This window comes from Enterobacter sp. MEB024 (genome assembly GCF_030209635.1).
GTDB lineage: Bacteria > Pseudomonadota > Gammaproteobacteria > Enterobacterales > Enterobacteriaceae > Enterobacter > Enterobacter ludwigii.
Genome location: NZ_JARVRQ010000016.1, coordinates 41,056 through 59,114, shown reverse-complemented (window position 1 = coordinate 59,114; position 18,059 = coordinate 41,056). Strand labels below are relative to the sequence as shown.

At 60.0% G+C, this 18,059-nt stretch carries 7 protein-coding genes; 6 read left to right on the top strand and 1 reads right to left on the bottom strand.

Translation table 11 applies throughout. The features are described from left to right. The first annotated feature begins 210 nt into the window (after positions 1-210). The 5 genes from QRN24_RS21900 to nudI all read left to right on the top strand — a co-directional run bounded on the left by QRN24_RS21900 (position 211) and on the right by nudI (position 16,839). Positions 211-11,385 (top strand): BapA/Bap/LapF family large adhesin, encoded by an 11,175-nt coding sequence (locus QRN24_RS21900; protein ID WP_284943066.1) that lies wholly within the window; start codon positions 211-213, stop codon positions 11,383-11,385. Between the two features lie 79 nt (positions 11,386-11,464). Then, the gene (locus QRN24_RS21895) at positions 11,465-12,868 is read left to right on the top strand and encodes a TolC family outer membrane protein (RefSeq protein ID WP_047742234.1); all 1,404 of its coding nucleotides are present in this window, start codon (positions 11,465-11,467) and stop codon (positions 12,866-12,868) included. Continuing rightward, positions 12,865-15,063, top strand: a complete 2,199-nt coding sequence (locus QRN24_RS21890; protein ID WP_284943065.1) for a type I secretion system permease/ATPase — start codon at positions 12,865-12,867, stop codon at positions 15,061-15,063. The genes QRN24_RS21895 and QRN24_RS21890 overlap by 4 nt, the downstream gene beginning before the upstream one ends. Positions 15,064-15,073: 10 nt before the next feature. Then, on the top strand, positions 15,074-16,243 hold the full coding sequence (locus tag QRN24_RS21885; RefSeq protein ID WP_086462978.1) for a beta-barrel domain-containing protein: 1,170 nt from the start codon (positions 15,074-15,076) through the stop codon (positions 16,241-16,243). A gap of 170 nt (positions 16,244-16,413) precedes the next feature. Next, positions 16,414-16,839 carry a nucleoside triphosphatase NudI gene (gene nudI, locus QRN24_RS21880; protein WP_044860067.1) on the top strand — a complete coding sequence of 142 codons (426 nt, stop codon included), beginning with the start codon at positions 16,414-16,416 and terminating at the stop codon, positions 16,837-16,839. Here the strand turns inward: nudI and QRN24_RS21875 are convergent. After that, positions 16,811-17,569, bottom strand: a complete 759-nt coding sequence (locus QRN24_RS21875; protein WP_226876168.1) for an AraC family transcriptional regulator — start codon at positions 17,567-17,569, stop codon at positions 16,811-16,813. The genes nudI and QRN24_RS21875 overlap by 29 nt on opposite strands. 69 nt (positions 17,570-17,638) lie before the next feature. Here QRN24_RS21875 and QRN24_RS21870 point away from each other — a divergent pair, with 69 nt between their 5' ends. Continuing rightward, the gene (locus QRN24_RS21870; RefSeq protein ID WP_047956002.1) at positions 17,639-18,058 is read left to right on the top strand and encodes a hypothetical protein; all 420 of its coding nucleotides are present in this window, start codon (positions 17,639-17,641) and stop codon (positions 18,056-18,058) included. Position 18,059: the final 1 nt, after the last annotated feature.

Sequence of the window (18,059 nt, the reverse complement as noted above, 5' to 3'; positions counted from 1 at the left end):
AAATACAAATAAACGACATTCTCTCTCATGAGTAATTAGATTCGCTCTGATGTTGCCACTCTGGATTATGGCGGGCATCGTTCGCTCTAAAAAAAATAACGGTGAGTGCTGCGTAAATAACAGCAACTCCGCCGGGGGCGTGCTTTACCTTCCGCAGAGATGGCGCATCTTGCACGCCGTTCACGACAACTCTGCTGGAGTAATACCTAAATGAGCCAAATCTCTGTTATATCGAAACTTACTGGCGTGGAAACTACCACGGAAGGCACACAGGTTACGCTGAGCCATTCCTCTATCGTTGAGCTTCATGTAGAGCGAGCCGATGTCTCCCACTTCGCCCGCAGTGGTAACGATCTGGTGGTCACGCTGCACTCTGGCGAGGTCATTACCCTGAAGAATTTCTACGTCACCGACGCGGAGGGGGTGAGTCAGCTGGTCCTGGAAGAGAGTGACGGTGCGCTGTGGTGGATTGAAGATCCTACCGGGGCTGCCACCTACGAATCTATCGCCTCCACGGACGTATTACTGGCGGCCTCAGGCGGTGATACCGGTGGCGCAGCCATCTGGCCATGGGTACTCGGTGGTCTTGCTGTCGCAGGCGGGATCGCTGTCGCGGCAAGCAGCGGCGGCGGAGGGGGTGGCGACGATGATGATGACAATACGAACCCCGGCACGCCGGGCAATCCTTCCGATCCGGATACCACACCGCCAAATGCACCTTCCAACCTTCAATTCTCCTCAGATGGTAAAACTGTCACAGGTACTGCTGAACCCGGCAGTACGATTACGCTGAAAGACGCGGACGGCAATCTGGTCGGCACGGGTAAAACCGGTAGCGACGGCAAATTCACCATTGTTCTGGGCACACCGCTGACGAATGGCGAGCAACTTACCGCCACAGCAACCGACTCATCAGGCAATACCAGCCAGGCCGGCCATGTTACAGCACCGGATACCACCGCACCCGATGCGCCCGATATAGCAATAGTGAATGACGACGTTGGCGGAGAAACCGGACCGCTGACTAACGGTCAGCGTACCGATGATGCCCGCCCCACCTTCAGCGGCATCGGCGAAGCAGGCAGTACCATCACCCTGTACGATAATGGTCAGCCGATTGGCACGACCAAGGTTGATGCCAGCGGAAACTGGACCTTTACCCCGGGTACAAATCTCGCTAACGGAAGCCATTCCATTACCACCACCGCGACCGACGCGGCAGGTAACACCAGCCCAGCCTCCGGCGCCGTGACCTTTGTGGTGGATACCGTCGCCCCCACAGCGCCGGCCATCACGCTCGTGTCAGACGATACCAATCCGGTCACCGGCTCGGTCAGTAACGGTGGTAGCACCAACGATCAGCGACCACAGCTTACCGGCACCGCGGAAGCCGGATCTACGGTCACCATTTATGATGGCGGGATCGCGATTGGCACCGCTGTCGTTGCCAGCAACGGCACCTGGACGTTTACCCCTTCGATCAATCTCAGCGAAAGCACGCATCAGCTCACCGTCCGGGCAACCGACGCCGCCGGTAACACCGGACCGGCTTCCCCGGTGTTCACCGTTACCGTCGATCTCACCGCACCAACTGCGCCAACCGCCATCGTGCTGAACGATGAAACGGGTGCCATCAAAGGCGCAATTACCTCTGGCCTGTTCACTGATGCCGCTAAACCTGTTCTTGCAGGGAGAGGAGAGCCCGGTGGGACAATTACGATTTTTGATAACGGCGTGCCCATTGCGACCGTTAAAGTTCAGCCCAACGGCACCTGGAGCATCACACCGGACAAACCGCTTTCGGAGGGGGCTCACTCAGTAACGGTGCAGGTCACCGACGCTGCCGGGAACCAGAGTGGGTTGTCGCAGCCAATCAACTTCATTGTCGATACCACGCCACCTGACACGCCCGACATCACGCTTAATCCGGCAGGCACGCAGATTACCGGCACTGCCGAGCCAAACAGCAGTATTGTCATCACCAGCAGCGACGGCACCATAATTGGCCGAACGACAACGGACGGCAACGGCAACTTCGTTGCCACGTTAACGCCGGCGCAAACTAACGGCCAGCAGATCTCCGTGGTGGCGTCTGATGCTGCAGGTAACCAGAGCACACCTGCAACCGTCACGGCTACGGACACAACCCCTCCTGTCGCCCCCGGCAACCTTCAGGTGGCAGAAAACGGCCAGAGCGTCAGCGGCACGGCGGAGCCAGGCAGCACCGTCACCATTAAAGATCCTAACGGCGCGGTCATCGGTGAAACCACCGCCAACAGCGATGGCACCTTTACGGCGGTTATTAGTCCTGCACAGACCAACGGTGAAGTGCTGACGGTCGTGGCAACCGACGGCAGCGGTAACGCCAGCCTGCCCGCTACAGCCGATGCACCAGATACCACGGCGCCACTGGCTCCGGACAACGTTGTTGTCTCAGATGACGGTACCAAAGTGACAGGTACCGCAGAGCCAGGCAGCACCGTGACCATCCGTGAAAATGGCGTCACGGTTGGCGAGGCGAAAGCCAATGACGACGGCAGCTTCACCGTCACGCTGACCCCACCAAAAGCCAACGGTGAAACCCTGACTGCAGATGCCACCGATCCCGCCGGCAATACCGGGCCAACAACCCCTGCCATTGCGCCGGATATTACCGCCGCGCAAACGCCGGTTATCGTTTCAGTGGACGACGATGCCTCTGCCACTACGGGCCCTGTCGCCCAGAACGGGCTCACTAATGACCGGACACCAACCATAAACGGAACGGGCGAGCCTGGCACAACCATCACGCTCTCCAGCGGCGGCACGGTCATCGGCACGGCACTCGTTCCGGCATCTGGCGTATGGAGCATCACGCCATCCTCGCCACTTGCTGATGGCGGCCACGTGCTGACGGCAACGGCAGTTGACGCCGCCGGTAACCCAAGCGGGCCATCAAATGCCTGGAGTATCACTGTCGACGGTACCGCACCCGAAGTACCGGTAATTTCGCAAGTGGTGGACGATGTTCAGGGAAGCACAGGTGCGCTCACCGCAGGTGCCATTACGAACGATCCAACCCCGACACTCAACGGCACTGCCGAACCGGGCTCAACGGTCACCATTCGTCTGGACGGTGTTGATATCGGCACCGCGCTGGTCGGCAGCGGCGGCGCGTGGACATTTACGCCAGGTACACCGATTGGTAACGGTGAGCATACCCTGACCGCCGTCACCACCGACGCGGCAGGTAACATCAGCCTGCCGTCAGGCGGCTTCACCTTTACGGTCGATATCACCCCGCCACCGGCGGCGACCATCACAACCGTAACCGATGACGTCGGTGACGTTCAGGGCCCGCTCACCAGCGGCGACACCACGGATGACACGCAACCGTTGCTGCAGGGCAGCGCGCCGGCGGGTACGGTTATTACGCTTTATGATGGCAATACCCTGCTCGGTACCGCCACACTCGACGGTACCGGCGGCTGGAGCTTCACCCCTACCACCCCGCTCACCAACGGCTCGCACTCTCTGACGGTTCATGCGACCGATACCGCCGGGAATACGACCGTCTCCAGCCCGTTTGTGCTGGTGGTCGATACCGTGGCACCCGCCACGCCGGAGACGCCAGAGATCACCGTGAACCCTGACGGCGGCACAACAGAAACCCCGCTGAACCCGGGAGAGACCACCCGCGATACCACGCCGACGCTGAGCGGCACCGGCAATCCGGGCGATACCGTGACTATCTACAACGGCACCGACAAAATTGGTGACGCCGAGGTGGACAGCAACGGTAACTGGACATGGACACCGGAGACCCCACTGGCCAACGGTACCTACGACATCACCCTGACCGTCACCAACAAGGACGGCGCGGGCAACGAAAGCGCCCCGTCCCAGCCGGTGACCATCACCATTGACACCGACCCGCCAGCTACGCCAGCAGCACCGGTGATTACGGACAGCGTCAGCCAGATAACCGGACCGGTTGCCGACGGGGAAACCACGAACGATCCGCGTCCGGTCCTGAGCGGCACCGGCACAGCGAACGATGTGGTTATTATTTATGACAGCATTAATGATCAGCCTGCTACCGAAGTGGGTCGCGTCACCGTAGACAGTAACGGCAACTGGAGCTGGCGCCCTGACGCCAGCATTGATGAGGGAAGCCACGAATTTACCGCCACCGCCACCGACGAAGCCGGTAACGTTTCGGCGGCGTCACCGGGGATCACTATCACCGTTGATACCGTGGCACCTGATACGCCTGTCATTAGCGCCGTTGGCGGTAAGCCAGACGGTGGTGTTACCACGGATACTACCCCCGGTGTGGGCGGTACCGGCCCTGCGGGCGAAACGGTCATCGTTTATAACAATGGCGTTGAACTAGGACGCGTCGAAATCGGCAGCAATGGCGAATGGTCTCTCGATCTTCCGACCCAGACTGATGGCCCACTCAACATCACCGTTGCGGCAGTCGATGCTGCGGGTAACGTCAGCGGCCTCAGCCCGGTCTTCACCGTCACCGTTGATACCACTGCGCCAGAAATCCCGCTGATTAATACGGTGTCTGACAGCCAGCTCACAAGCAATGTGCTTTATACCCGTGATGGCACGCCGACCCTCACGGGCACCGGCGAACCGGGTACCACCGTTATCGTCTCTGTGGACGGTACAGCATCCACGGTGCCGGTAACGGTACAGCCGGACGGCAACTGGAGCTGGACCGCCGACAGCACGCTGGCGGAAGGCCCGCATACCTTCACCGTCTCCGCGGTCGATCCGGCCGGCAATACGTCCGGTAGCTCTGCACCGCTTAGCGTTAACGTCGATACTCTGGATCCGGCTGCTCCCGCGGTTACTGGCATAGCCGCTCAAGGTACTCCATTGACCGGCACCGCCGAAGCGGGGGCTACCATCACTGTAACCGATAACAATGGTAATGTTCTCGGTACAGGCGTAGCCACCGGTGGCACCTTCTCCATCGCGCTCAGCCCAGCCCAAACGGATGGCGCTGTGCTGACGGTGACCGCGACCGATGCCGCGGGCAACCTCAGTCCTGAGGCATCCTACACCGTCACCGGTACGCTGCCGAATCTTCCGGATGTGCCCATCATTACGGCCATTAACGATGATGAAACGCCTGTCACCGGCGACGTGAAAGACAAAACCACCAACGACATTACCCCGACACTCGTGGGTACGGCCGAAGCGGGCAGCATTATCACCATCTACCAGGACGGCATCGCGGTTCCGCTGATCAACGTGATTGCTGACGCGGACGGTAACTGGAGCTATACCCCACTGATTGCGCTGGGTGAAGGGCTGCACACCTTTGAAGTGACCGCGACGGTCGGGCTCTCTACCAGCGGCCGCTCGCCGGTTGCAACCGTCACCGTTGACCTCACCGCACCGGACACGCCAACCATTGGCTCAGTGATTGATGATGTCGGCCCTGGCACTGGTCAACTCACCAACGGGCAGACCACCAACGACAACCAGCCTACCCTTACCGGCTCCGGCACGGTGGGCGATACCATCTCCGTTTACAGCAACGGAACCCTGCTGGGTACCGCACTGGTCGGCAATACGGGGACCTGGGTCTTCACACCGCCTGCGCTGGCGGAAGGCAATAACGTTCTGACCATCCGCGAGACCGATCCCGCGGGCAATGAAAGTGGTCTGTCGACAGGCTTCACCATTATCGTTGATACGGTTTCCACCACGCCATCGATCACCAACGTAACGGATAATGTGGGCAATGCTGCCACCACGATTGTGAGCGGCGATCCGACTAATGACGCCACGCCAACCCTTTCGGGGACGGCGGAAGCGAACAGCGTGGTGAAAATTTTCGACGGCGGTACCCAGATTGCCGTGGTCACGGCTGACGGCACCGGTGCCTGGACGTTCACCCCTGACACCGCGCTCGGCGAAGGGCCTCACGCCTTCACCGTTACCGCCACCGATCCACAGGGCAATGTCAGCCAGGTGTCTAACGGCTGGAACGTCGTGGTTGACCTGACGGCGCCAACGGTTCCAACGCTGGATACGGTTAACGACAATGCCCCTGGCGGCGTGACCGGCAACCTCACCAGCGGGCAAGTCACCAACGACACCACCCCGACGATCGGCGGCACCGGACAACCGGGCAGTACAATCCATATCATGAATAACGGTACGCAAATTGGCCTTGCGACCGTCGACGGAAGTGGTAACTGGACCTTTACCCCGAGCACGCCGCTGGGCGACGGCAACTATCTCCTTCGCGCCTACGCCACCGATGCGACAGGCAATGCGTCAGCAAACTCGTCGGTCTTTGCCTTTACCGTGGATGCGGCAGGCCCTGCTGCGCCACTGGTCAGCAGTGTGATTGACGACGTCGGCCCGGTCACCGGTACGCTCACTACCGGCAACAGCACCAACGACGCGCGTCCGACCTTCAACGGTACGGGCGAAGTGGGTGCCACTGTGCATATCATTGTGGATGGCAACGAGATTGGCACCGCGGTGGTTAATGCTCAGGGGAACTGGACCTACACGCCTGACACCGCCCTGAGTGACGGGCCTCATGCCATCACCTTCAATGCCACCGATGCGGCTGGCAACACCGGCAGCACGACGGCACCGTTTAACCTGACGGTGGATACGGCACCACCGGCGGCACCGGCCATCACGACCGCGGGAGACAACGCAGGCAGCGTACAGACGCCGCTGACTTCCGGGCAAAGTACCGACGACACCACGCCAACGTTGACGGGCACCGCGGCAGCCAACGTCACGGTGACCATCTATGAGAACGGACAGCCGGTTGGCACCGCGCTGGCGGACGGCACCGGAGCATGGAGCTTTACGCCGTCATCAGCGCTGAGCAATGGCAGTCATACCTGGACCGCGACCGCGACCGACGCGGCGGGGAACGTCAGCCCGGCGTCGCCTGGCTTTACGCTGGTTGTTGATACCAGTGCACCTAATGCGCCGGTTATCAGCCAGGCCGTTGACGATGCGGGCAGCATCACCGGCCCGCTCAGTTCAGGACAGACGACCGACGACACCGTGCCACGGCTTGTCGGGACCAGTGAGCCGTTTGCAACTGTGAATATCTACGAAGGCACAACGCTTGTCGGAACGGGCACCGCGGATGTCAGCGGCAACTGGAGTATCTTGCTCACGACCACCTTAGCCACGGGCGCGCACAGCTTCACGGCGCAGGCCACGGATGCAGCGGGTAATACCAGCGTTTCGTCAGCGGCCTTTAGCCTGACTATCGACACGACGCCGCCAGCCCTGCCGGTATTGAGCAGCATTGTGGATGATGTGGGCAATGCGGCTACGCCGATTGCCAATGGCGGATTGACTAACGACGCGCAGCCTACCCTCACGGGTACGGCGGAAGCGGGCGCCACGGTGAAAATTTTCGATAACGGCGTCCAGATCGGTAGCGCGGTCGCGACCGGCGGGGCATGGAGCTTTACCCCTTCTCCGGCGCTGAGCAACGGGTCACACAGCCTGACCTTTACCGCCACCGATGCCGCGGGCAATACCAGCGCCCCGACCGCCGCCTATGTGATCAACGTGGATGCCGCCGCGCCAGCTGCGCCGGTCATCAGTGCGGTTGTCGATGATGTCGGCAGCATCACCGGACCGGTAACCGGCAATAACCCGACCAATGACGCGCGTCCAGCGCTGAACGGGACAGCCGAAGCCAACGCGACGGTACGCATCTATGACGGCACGACGCTTGTCGGCACGGTCACCGCCGATGCGAACGGCAACTGGACGCTACCGCAAACCTCCACCACACTGACAGAAGGCACGCATAACTTCACCGCCACCGCCACCGATGCCGCGGGCAACACCAGTACGCCATCGGCCACCACCACCATTACCGTGGATCTGACTGCACCGAACGTGCCGGCAAGCCTTGCCGTGATCACCAACGGTACGCACGTCACCGGAACCGCCGAAGCGGGTAGCACCGTTACCATCACCACCAGTACCGGAACAGTGCTCGGTACCGCGACGGCTGACGGCAGCGGAAACTTTAACGCGACAATCACGCCGGCCCAAACCAACGGTGAATCACTGCTGGTCTATGCCACCGATAAGGCGGGTAACGCAGGTGTCAGCACGTCGGTGATTGCCCCTGCAACGCCGGTGCCGAACGCACCGCTTATCACCACCATCAACGATAACGTCGGCACCGTCACCGGTAACCTGACCAACGGTAAAACCACTGACGACACCACGCCAACCCTGAGTGGTACAGCCCTGCCAGGCACCACCGTCACGCTGTATAACAACGGCGTGTCGATGGGAACGGCAGTGGCAGATAGTTCAGGCAACTGGACCTTCACCACCCCGGCGTTAAGCGAAGGCTCCCACGCCTTTACCGCCACGGCGACGAACAGTTCGGGCACCAGCCCGGTCTCTTCCGCCACCAGCGTGATTGTCGATCTGACGGCACCAACGGCCCCAACCGGAACCTTTAACGCTGACGGTAGCGTATTGACCGGTAACGCGGAGGCAGGCAGTACCGTCTCTATCCGTCTTGGCGATGGCAGCACGGTGACCACAATCGCGGGCAGCAACGGCACCTACAGCTATACCTTCCTCAATAAACAGACGGAAGGTCAGACGCTGCAGATCACCGCCACCGATGCCGCAGGTAATACGTCGCAGCCCGGCTCAGCCCTCGCACCGGTCGTCCCGCTCTCCGCCAGCAATAACGTCGAAGAGCTGGATATCAGCACCACGGCCACCGTCACCAACAGCCAGTACAGTGATTATGGCTTCCTGCTGGTGGGTGCCGTAGGCAACGTCCTCACGTTGCTGGGTAATGATACTGCTCAGGTGGACTTCACGGTGGGCAGCGGCGGCAATGCAGATATTGTGGTGAACGCCAATGCCACGGGTGCGGTACTCTCCCTGCTCAATACCCTTGAGCTGGTGGTACAGCGCTGGGACAGCGTCAACGGTACCTGGACTACCGTCGTGGATACCGGACAACCCCAGTTTGCCGATCTGCTGACCCTCGGGGCCACCGGCGTATCGCTGAACCTGACCGGGCTGGCGAACGGCGACTACCGGGTGCTGAGCTATAACACTAACCTGCTGGCGACCGGCTCCTACACCAGCCTCGATGTGGCGGTGAAAGAAACCAGCGCCGGTACCGTGACGGGCGACACCAGCCTGAACGGTAACGTAATTCTCGACGCCGACCCGACCGCGGGCAGCGACAACGCACCGGCAGGCACTACTGTCTCTGCTGTCACCAACGCACTGGGTGTCACCACCAGCGTGAACGCCGACGGCACGGTTGTTCAGGGCCAGTACGGTACGCTGACCATTAACCGCGATGGCAGCTACACCTACAACCTGACCGACACCAGCGCCTCGGTCGTAGGCCGGACAGAGAGCTTCACCTACACCATCACCCATAACGGCGTCAGCGCGTCGGCGAACCTGGTACTGTCGCTGGGTGCCGGTACTACCGCTAACGGTATTGTGGCGGTGGATGACACGGCCTCGCTGACCTTTGACACCTCGGTCCATGAAATCAATAACGGCACCTCGTCGCAGGGCGGCTTTACCGTGGTGGGGATCAATCTCGGCAACACGCTGGGGCTGAACCTGCTGGACGATCTGAGCAATCCGATCATCTATAACGTGGAGGAAGGTACCACCCGCACCATGACCATTCAGGCTTCCGTGGGCGGTGTGGCGCTGGCGTCGGTATTCGACCTGTATGTCTACAAGTTCAATAACGCGACGCAGACCTTCGAGCAGTTGCGCGTCGAACCGGGCTGGCTGCGTGCGCCGTTGCTGGGCGGTACCTCGTCTCAGCTGACGCTGAACCTGCCTGCCGGGGAGTACCTCTTCCTGCTGAATACGGCTGCAGGGATCACCGCCCTGACCGCCTACACGCTGAACGTGCTGGAAGATCATGTCTACAGCGTGTCGAGCGTGGGCGAGACCACCACCGGAGATGTGCTGGATAACGATGTCGCAACCGGCGCGGTGGTATCAGAAGTGAACGGCGTGGCGGTGAACAGCAGCGGCCTGACCGACATTCAGGGGGAATACGGCACGCTGAGCATCAATGCGTCCGGACAGTACACCTACACCCTGAAAGCCGGTGTGGGTGCTGACGCGATCAGTACGCCGGATACGTTCGTCTATACCATCACCGCACCAAATGGGGCGAAGGATACGGCATCGCTCAACATCACCCCAACCGCGCGGGCGATGGATGCGGTCAACGATGTCAGTACCGCGATGGACGTCACCTCGGTACATCACACGACGACCTACTCGGATACCACCGTCGGGACGGCCAGCTGGACAACCGCGCTGCTGTCATCAACCCAGGGCAGCGGGAGCGGAACCTTCGTGGTGGATCCGAACACCGCGCTGCATAACGTGTCGCTGCACTTTAACGTGGCATCGCTGCTGGCGTTGGGCGGCCTGACGGTGAACTGGTCAATCAGTGACGGTTCGAATGTTGTTCGCAGCGGCTCCTTCAGCGGCGGTTCGCTGTTGGGCGGCAATATCGACATCGCGCTCTCCGGGCTGGACCTGAATGCCGGAACCTATACGCTGAGCTATACCGGCAGCGTACCGGGGCTCAGCGTGGGGAACATTACCATTACCCCAAGCGTGAACGGCACCACCTACTCGCTGACCCAGTTCGACTCTACCAGCGGCCACACCGTTGACGGCAACATCTTCGATGGCACCGACTCTGCCGGGGCGATGGATCAGTTGCATTCGGTGGATACCCGCCTCAGCGTGACCGGCTACAACGGCGTGACCACCACGCTGGATCCGTACACCGGCAGCGCAACGGTCAACGTCGTCGGCCATTATGGCACGCTGGCAATTGCTGCGGACGGCCACTACACCTACACCCTCAACACCGGGGTGTCGCTCTCAACCATCACCTCGAAGGAGACCTTCAACTACACCCTGACCGATGCCGACGGGAAAACAGACAGTGCCACGCTGACCATCAATATGGCGCCGCAGTTCATCAGTTCGGAACATAACGACGTCATTACCGGCACCGCCTACGGCGACACCCTGATTTACCAGGTGCTGAACGCCACCGCAGGCAACGCGACCGCGGGCAACGTCAGCAGCACTGCTGGCGATCACTGGACCAACTTCTCGCTCACGCAGGGGGACAAAATCGATATCGGCGATCTGCTGGTGGGCTGGAACGGGAGCAGTTCAACGCTCGGTAATTATCTGCATGTTACTAATAGTAATGGCAATACCGTGATCTCCATCGACCGTGATGGTTCAGGGAGCACCTACATTAATACGACGCTCGTGACGCTGGATAACGTCCAGACCACCTACGACGAGTTAGTGAACCAGCAACACATCGTTACCTGATAGCACCTGCACAAATGACCCGGGCGCACAGCGCCCGGGCATAAACAATAAAGCAGTACATTTTTATTAGGGATAAGACATGGGAATGAAGATGCCTTACTGGTGGCTCTCGTGCTGCCTGATATCTGTGCCCGCCCTCTCCGCGACGCCGGCGGCGATGATCAATACCGGACAACTCCGTGAAACGCAGGAACTCCCCTCGCTGAATGGCCGCGTGGCACCTGTCGTCAGCAAGGCTGCCCCCGGCACGCTGCAGCTTGGCGAAGCCGTCAACCGCGCCGTCACCTGGCACCCGGCCATCAGTGAAGCCGTGGGGAAACTCTACCAACAAAGCGAAGAGGTGGACGTCGCAAAATCGAAATACTATCCGCAAATTAATGCCGGCATGGATAACGGTTATACCCATGACGGCGACGATAATGGCTTTACTCCGTCGCTGGTGCTCTCCCTCTCACAAATGCTGTACGACTTTGGCAAGGTGGCAAGCCAGGTGCGTGCAGAAAGTGCCGGCGTCGCCCAGCAGCAGGCCAACGTGCTGGTCAGCATCGACACCATCGCTCATGATACCGCCATCGCGATGGTGCAGGTGCAAACCTGGCAGCAAATGGTCGACACCGCCAAAGAGCAGCTTGAGGCGCTCTCTTCGATTGGTACCCTCACCCGCCAGCGTAATGACGAAGGGGCCACCTCACTCTCTGACGTAGTGCAGACCGATGCACGTATCGAAGGCGCGCGCGCCCAGCTGATGCAGTACCAGGCCAGCCTCGACAGCGCCCGTGCCACGTTGATGAGCTTCCTTGGCTGGAACACCCTCAACACGATCAGCAACGATTTTCCACAAAAGCTGGCCCGCAGCTGCGACATTGCCGAGCCGGACGATCGCCTGGTCCCGGCAGTATTAGCCGCCTGGGCGCAGGCTAACGTCGCCCAGGCCAATCTCGACTACGCCGACGCCCAGATGACACCGACCGTCTCGCTGGAGCCGGAGGTGCGCCACTACCTGAACGAACGCTATGCGGGTAACGAAACGCGGGATCGTACCCAATACTCTGCATGGGTGAAAGTGCAGATGCCGCTCTATCAGGGTGGCGGCCTCACCGCCCGGCGTAACGCCGCAGGCCACGCGGTAGAAGCCGCACAGTCCACCATTCAGCGTACCCGCCTCGAGGTACGCCAGAAACTGCTGGAGTCGCGCAGCCAGGTATTAAGCCTGCTGAGCACGCTGCAGATTCAGGGCCGTCAGGAGGCGCTCAGCGCCCGCACCCGTGAACTCTATCAGCAGCAATATCTCGATCTGGGTTCGCGCCCGCTGCTCGATGTGCTTAACGCCGAGCAGGAGGTCTATCAGGCGCGTTTTACCCAGCAGCAGACCCTCGGACAGTTGCACCAGCTGCAGCTCAACTGCCTCTATAACACCGGGCAATTGCGTCACGCGTTCGATCTTGATAACCGCACCATCCAGACCGTGGAGATCCAGCCATGAAGCAACGCGATATCCCGCAAGGTGAGACCATGACGGATGAGGCCCTGGCGCAGTGGGCGCAGGCCTTTGGTTTTGTCGCCACGCGCTACCGCGTCGCCTGCTCCCCCGGTGCGCTGCTCGCGGGCGCGCCGTGGCTAAAAGGCAAACCGATGGTGCCCGCACTGACTCAGCTGGCCCGTGAAGCAGGGCTGTCGTTTCAGCTGCTGACGGCGGATCAGCAGGCGATCAACAGCTGGCGTCTGCCGGTCGTGGCGGCAATGAACGACGGCAGGATCGGCGTGATCGAACATTTCGATGGCGACGATACGCTGGAGGTCAGCTTTTTCGACGATCGGACCTACACCAACCGGCTTTCGATGACCGCCATGCTGCCCGCCATCCGCCACGTCATTGCCCTGCGCCCACTGGCCGCGCTGAAAGACAGCCGCGTGGATGCCTATATTTCGAAATACCGTCCGGACTGGCTTTACCGGCTGGTAATGCGCGACTTGCGCCCCTACAGCTGGGTGATGCTCGCCGCGCTGTTCATTAACGTCCTGTCCCTGTCGGGGATTGTCTTTTCCATGCAGGTGTATGACCGGGTGATCCCCGCGCAGTCCTACCCGACGCTGTATGTCCTGACCATCGGCGTGCTGATCACCACCCTGTTTGGCTTTGTGCTGCGCGTGGCACGCGGGCACATTATGGATCTGCTGGGCAAACGCTCCGATCTGCGCGTATCGGATCGGGTCTTCGGTCACGCCCTGCGGCTACGCAACAGCGCCATCCCTCGCTCGACCGGCAGCTTTATCTCCCAGCTACGCGAGCTGGAGCAGATCCGCGAGATGGTCACCTCCTCCACCATCTCCACAATTGTCGATCTGCCCTTCTTTTTCCTGTTCGTGGTGGTGCTGGCGATCATCGCTCCCCAACTGGCGTGGATCGCACCGGTCGCCGCGGTGATCATGGTCCTGCCCGGTCTGCTGCTGCAGAAAAAGCTGGCAGAGCTCGCGAAGCAGTCGGCGCACGAATCCACCCTGCGCAACGCCGTGCTGGTGGAGAGCGTGCAGGGGCTGGAGGACATAAAGCTGATGCAGGCGGAAAACCGCTTTTTGCAGCAGTGGAACAGCTACATCCAGATCACCGCTGAATCTGGCTTGCGCACCCGTGAACTGACCCAGAACCTGATCAGCTGGGGAATGACTATTCAGAGCCTGGTCTATGCCGGGGTGATCGTGGTCGGTGCGCCGATGGTGATCGACGGTACGCTGACGACCGGTTCGGTGGTCGCCGCCTCGATGCTGGCCTCGCGCATGATCGCTCCGATGGCCACGCTGTGCGGCGTGCTGGCGCGCTGGCAGCAGGTCAAAGCGGCGAAAGAGGGACTGGACAGCATCATGCAACTCCCCACAGAAAACCAGCGTGAGGAGACGCCGATCCGCCAGGATGTACTGCGCGGTCACTATCTTTTCGAGCAGGCACAGTTTCGCTATCACCCGGAAGATCCGCGCATGGCCCTGCGCATTAACCGTCTGGAGATTAAGCCAGGTGAAAAAGTGGCGATCCTCGGGCGTAACGGCGCCGGAAAATCGACCCTGCTGCAGGCGATGGCGGGCGGAATGGATCTTGCCGGCGGTGAATTGCGGCTCGATAACTTCAGCCTCCCGCACCTCGATGTCGCCGATGTCCGGCGTAACGTCGGCTTTATGACCCAGAACGCCCGGCTCTTTTATGGCACCCTGCGCGAAAACATCACCCTCGGCATGCCGCGCGCCACCGATGAGGAGATTTTCGAGGTGCTGGAGTTAACCGGCGCTGCGGGCTTTGTGCAGAAACTGCCGAAGGGTCTGGACTACCCAATTATGGAGAACGGCGTGGGGTTATCCGGCGGCCAGCGGCAATCCATTCTGCTGGCGCGCATGCTGCTTCGCGACCCCAATATTGTGCTGATGGATGAACCGACTGCGTCGCTCGATGAGCACACCGAGCGGGAATTTATCCAGCGTCTGAGCGCCTGGCTTGGCAACCGCACCCTGATTGTCGCCACGCATCGCGTGCCGGTGCTGGAACTGGTGGAGCGGGTCGTGGTGCTCAAAGAGGGAATGCTGGTGATGGACGCGCCGAAAGCGCAGGCGCTGAACAACAGCCGCATGCAGCAACAGCAGCAGCAGGCAGAAACCGGACGGGAGTGGAAAAATGAAAATCAGTCAGCGTGACGTCGCCGCAATGGACGACCTGGACAATGCGCTCGACTCCGAAAGCGGCTACACCGGTGCGCGGCGGATTGTTATCTTCTCTTTACTGATGTTCGTCGTACTCGGCGTCTGGGCGTGGTTTGGCGTGCTGGATGAAGTCTCAACCGGCACGGGCAAAGTGATCCCCAGTTCGCGCGAGCAGGTTTTACAGTCGCTCGACGGGGGGATCCTCACCGAGCTGAACGTCCATGAGGGTGACCAGGTGCAGGCCGGACAAGTGCTGGCGCGGCTCGATCCCACGCGTTCAGAATCTAACGTTGGTGAAAGCGCGGCGCGCTACCGTGCCTCGCTGGCCTCCAGCGTGCGACTGTACGCCGAGGTAAACGATCTGCCGCTGAAATTTCCCCCTTCGCTGGCGAAGTGGACCGATCTGACCGCTGCCGAAACCCGGCTCTATAACTCACGCCGTGCGCAGCTGGAAGATACCCAGCGGGAGCTGCGTGCGGCATTGGATCTTGCGAATAAGGAGCTGGCGATCACTCAGCGTCTGGTGAAAACCGGCGCCGCCAGCCACGTGGAGGTACTGCGCCTGCAGCGGCAGAAAAGCGATCTGGAGCTGAAACTCACCGACGTGCGATCCCAGTACTATGTTCAGGCCCGCGAGGCGTTATCCAAGGCCAACGCTGAAGTGGATATGGTCTCGGCGATCCTCAAAGGCCGCGAGGATTCAGTGACCCGCTTAACGGTGAAATCTCCGGTGCGCGGGATCGTGAAAAACATCAAAGTCACCACCATCGGTGGCGTCATCCCGCCTAACGGCGAGCTGATGGAGATTGTACCGGTGGACGATCACCTGCTGATCGAAACCCGCCTCTCCCCGCGCGATATCGCCTTTATCCATCCGAATCAGGAAGCGCTGGTAAAAATCACCGCCTACGATTACGCCATTTATGGCGGGCTGCACGGCGTGGTTGAAACCATTTCGCCGGACACCATTCAGGACGAAGCCAAGCCGGAGGTGTTCTATTACCGGGTATTTATCCGCACCAGCCAGGATTACCTGGTGAATAAAGCAGGCAGGCACTTCTCAATCGTGCCGGGGATGATTGCGACGGTGGACATTAAAACCGGTGAGAAAACGGTGCTGGATTACATGATCAAGCCGTTCAACCGGGCGAAAGAGGCGCTGCGAGAGCGCTAATCACTGGCTGTTTGTTTCTCCGGCCCTCTCTCGTGGAAGAGGGCCGGAGTCATGGCATCCATAACCCGCAACAATACCGCTTAAGCCAGCGGCGAAAGTCTGACCTCGTTTACCTTTTCCCTTTCCGCCTTCTGTTAAAATAGCCCAAACTCATTTTTCAGGAAGAAACCATGCGTCAACGAACTATTGTCTGCCCCATCATTCAGAACGACGGGGCGTATCTGCTGTGCAAAATGGCCGATGACCGCGGCGTATTTCCCGGCCAGTGGGCGTTATCGGGCGGCGGGATGGAGGCGGGAGAAACCATGGAGCAGGCGCTGCGCCGTGAAATTCGCGAAGAGCTGGGCGACGCGCTGGAGATCACAAAGGTCAAACCCTGGGCGTTTCGCGACGACATTCGGGTGAAAACCTATGCCGATGGCACCACGGAAGAGATTTATATGATTTACCTGATTTTCGACTGCATCAGCACAAATCGGCAGGTAACGTTTAACGACGAGTTTCAGGAGGTTGCCTGGGTCCGCCCGGAAGCACTTAAAGCACTGGATCTGAACGAAGCCACGCGCATTACCTTTGCACAGAAGGGGCTTCTTTAAGCGCCCACTGCCCGGGGGTTTTGCCGGTAAAGGCCCTGAAAACCTCAATAAACGCGCTGATACTGTTGTAGCCGCACGACAGCGCGATCCAGCCAACCGGTTTACCTGCTGCCAGCCACTCCATTGCCCGCATGACGCGGGCAAGTTGCCGCCAGTTAACAACGTTCATTCCCGTTTCCGCGCTAAACCGACGGTGGAATGTTCGCACGCTCATTCCCGCAAGGGAGGCATAGTGCTCAACCGTCTGGTTGTCGTCCACACGTTGCATCAGATGGCTGGCTACCTTCTTTAATCGGGGATCGGCTGGCATGGGCAGCAGATAGCGCACCTGACGGCCCCGCGCCAGTTCATCCAGCAGCAGGGCGAGCTTTCGCGGATCGTACCCGCTGCCTTCAGCATTTAAGCGTGAAAACAGCGCGCTGGTGAGCTCGTCGGGTTCGAAAAGCGTCGTTTCACCGGGCAGCGCTTCACACCCTGCGGGATCCAGATAGATCGCATGACCGTCAATCGCACTCCCGGAAAAGGCAGCATGCTCCTGACCGGGCGGGATCCAGCCGATATGTTGCGCCGGTACAACCGAACGCCCAGACGCTGTTTCGACAACCAGCAGACCCGTCGTAATCCGCCAGAGCTGACCGGCCTGATGGCTGTGCCACGGCGTATGGTATCCACCTGGATGCAAAAGTGTCTCGAAGCTGACCACGTTATTTGGCCGAAAATCGTTATTCATTGGCTTATTACAGAAACTACGTCTCTGTCTGTCAAGGATAATGGCGGCTCAACGCAACGAGGAGTCACCATGAACATCATCACCCGCCTGATTACCCAGTCTGACAATGCTATTTTGCGTGAGGAAATGTCCCGTTTGCTGACCGGCCTGTTTAAAGGTGAGATTGATCCGAAAGACGTTTTTTCGCCAGCGTATCAGCAGATCACGGACGGTCATTCTCTTGATTATTCTGGCTTTATTCAGCACCTGGAGCACGTGCGTTCGCAGATCCGCGATATCGCCTTCCGCGTGGAACAGATAGGGTGTCATGACACACTGCTGGCTGACCGGCATATCGTGACCGTCACGTATCCCGAAGGCCATCAGGCTGAAATAGAGGTTTATATGTTTGCCACGCTATGCGCAGGAAAAATCTGCCGGATCCACGAAGTCACGCGAGTAGCCAACGGTGAAGCTTCTGCTCGCGCGCTGGCCCATGCAACGGGCTAAC

Excerpts from the sequence above, each read along its gene's own strand:
- QRN24_RS21900 (WP_284943066.1), top strand. The coding sequence starts at position 211 with ATGAGCCAAATCTCTGTTATATCGAAACTTACTGGCGTGGAAACTACC.
- QRN24_RS21890 (WP_284943065.1), top strand. The coding sequence starts at position 12,865 with ATGAAGCAACGCGATATCCCGCAAGGTGAGACCATGACGGATGAGGCC.
- QRN24_RS21870 (WP_047956002.1), top strand. The coding sequence starts at position 17,639 with ATGAACATCATCACCCGCCTGATTACCCAGTCTGACAATGCTATTTTG.
- QRN24_RS21875 (WP_226876168.1), bottom strand. The coding sequence starts at position 17,569 with ATGAATAACGATTTTCGGCCAAATAACGTGGTCAGCTTCGAGACACTT.
- nudI (WP_044860067.1), top strand. The coding sequence starts at position 16,414 with ATGCGTCAACGAACTATTGTCTGCCCCATCATTCAGAACGACGGGGCG.
- QRN24_RS21895 (WP_047742234.1), top strand. The coding sequence starts at position 11,465 with ATGGGAATGAAGATGCCTTACTGGTGGCTCTCGTGCTGCCTGATATCT.
- QRN24_RS21885 (WP_086462978.1), top strand. The coding sequence starts at position 15,074 with ATGGACGACCTGGACAATGCGCTCGACTCCGAAAGCGGCTACACCGGT.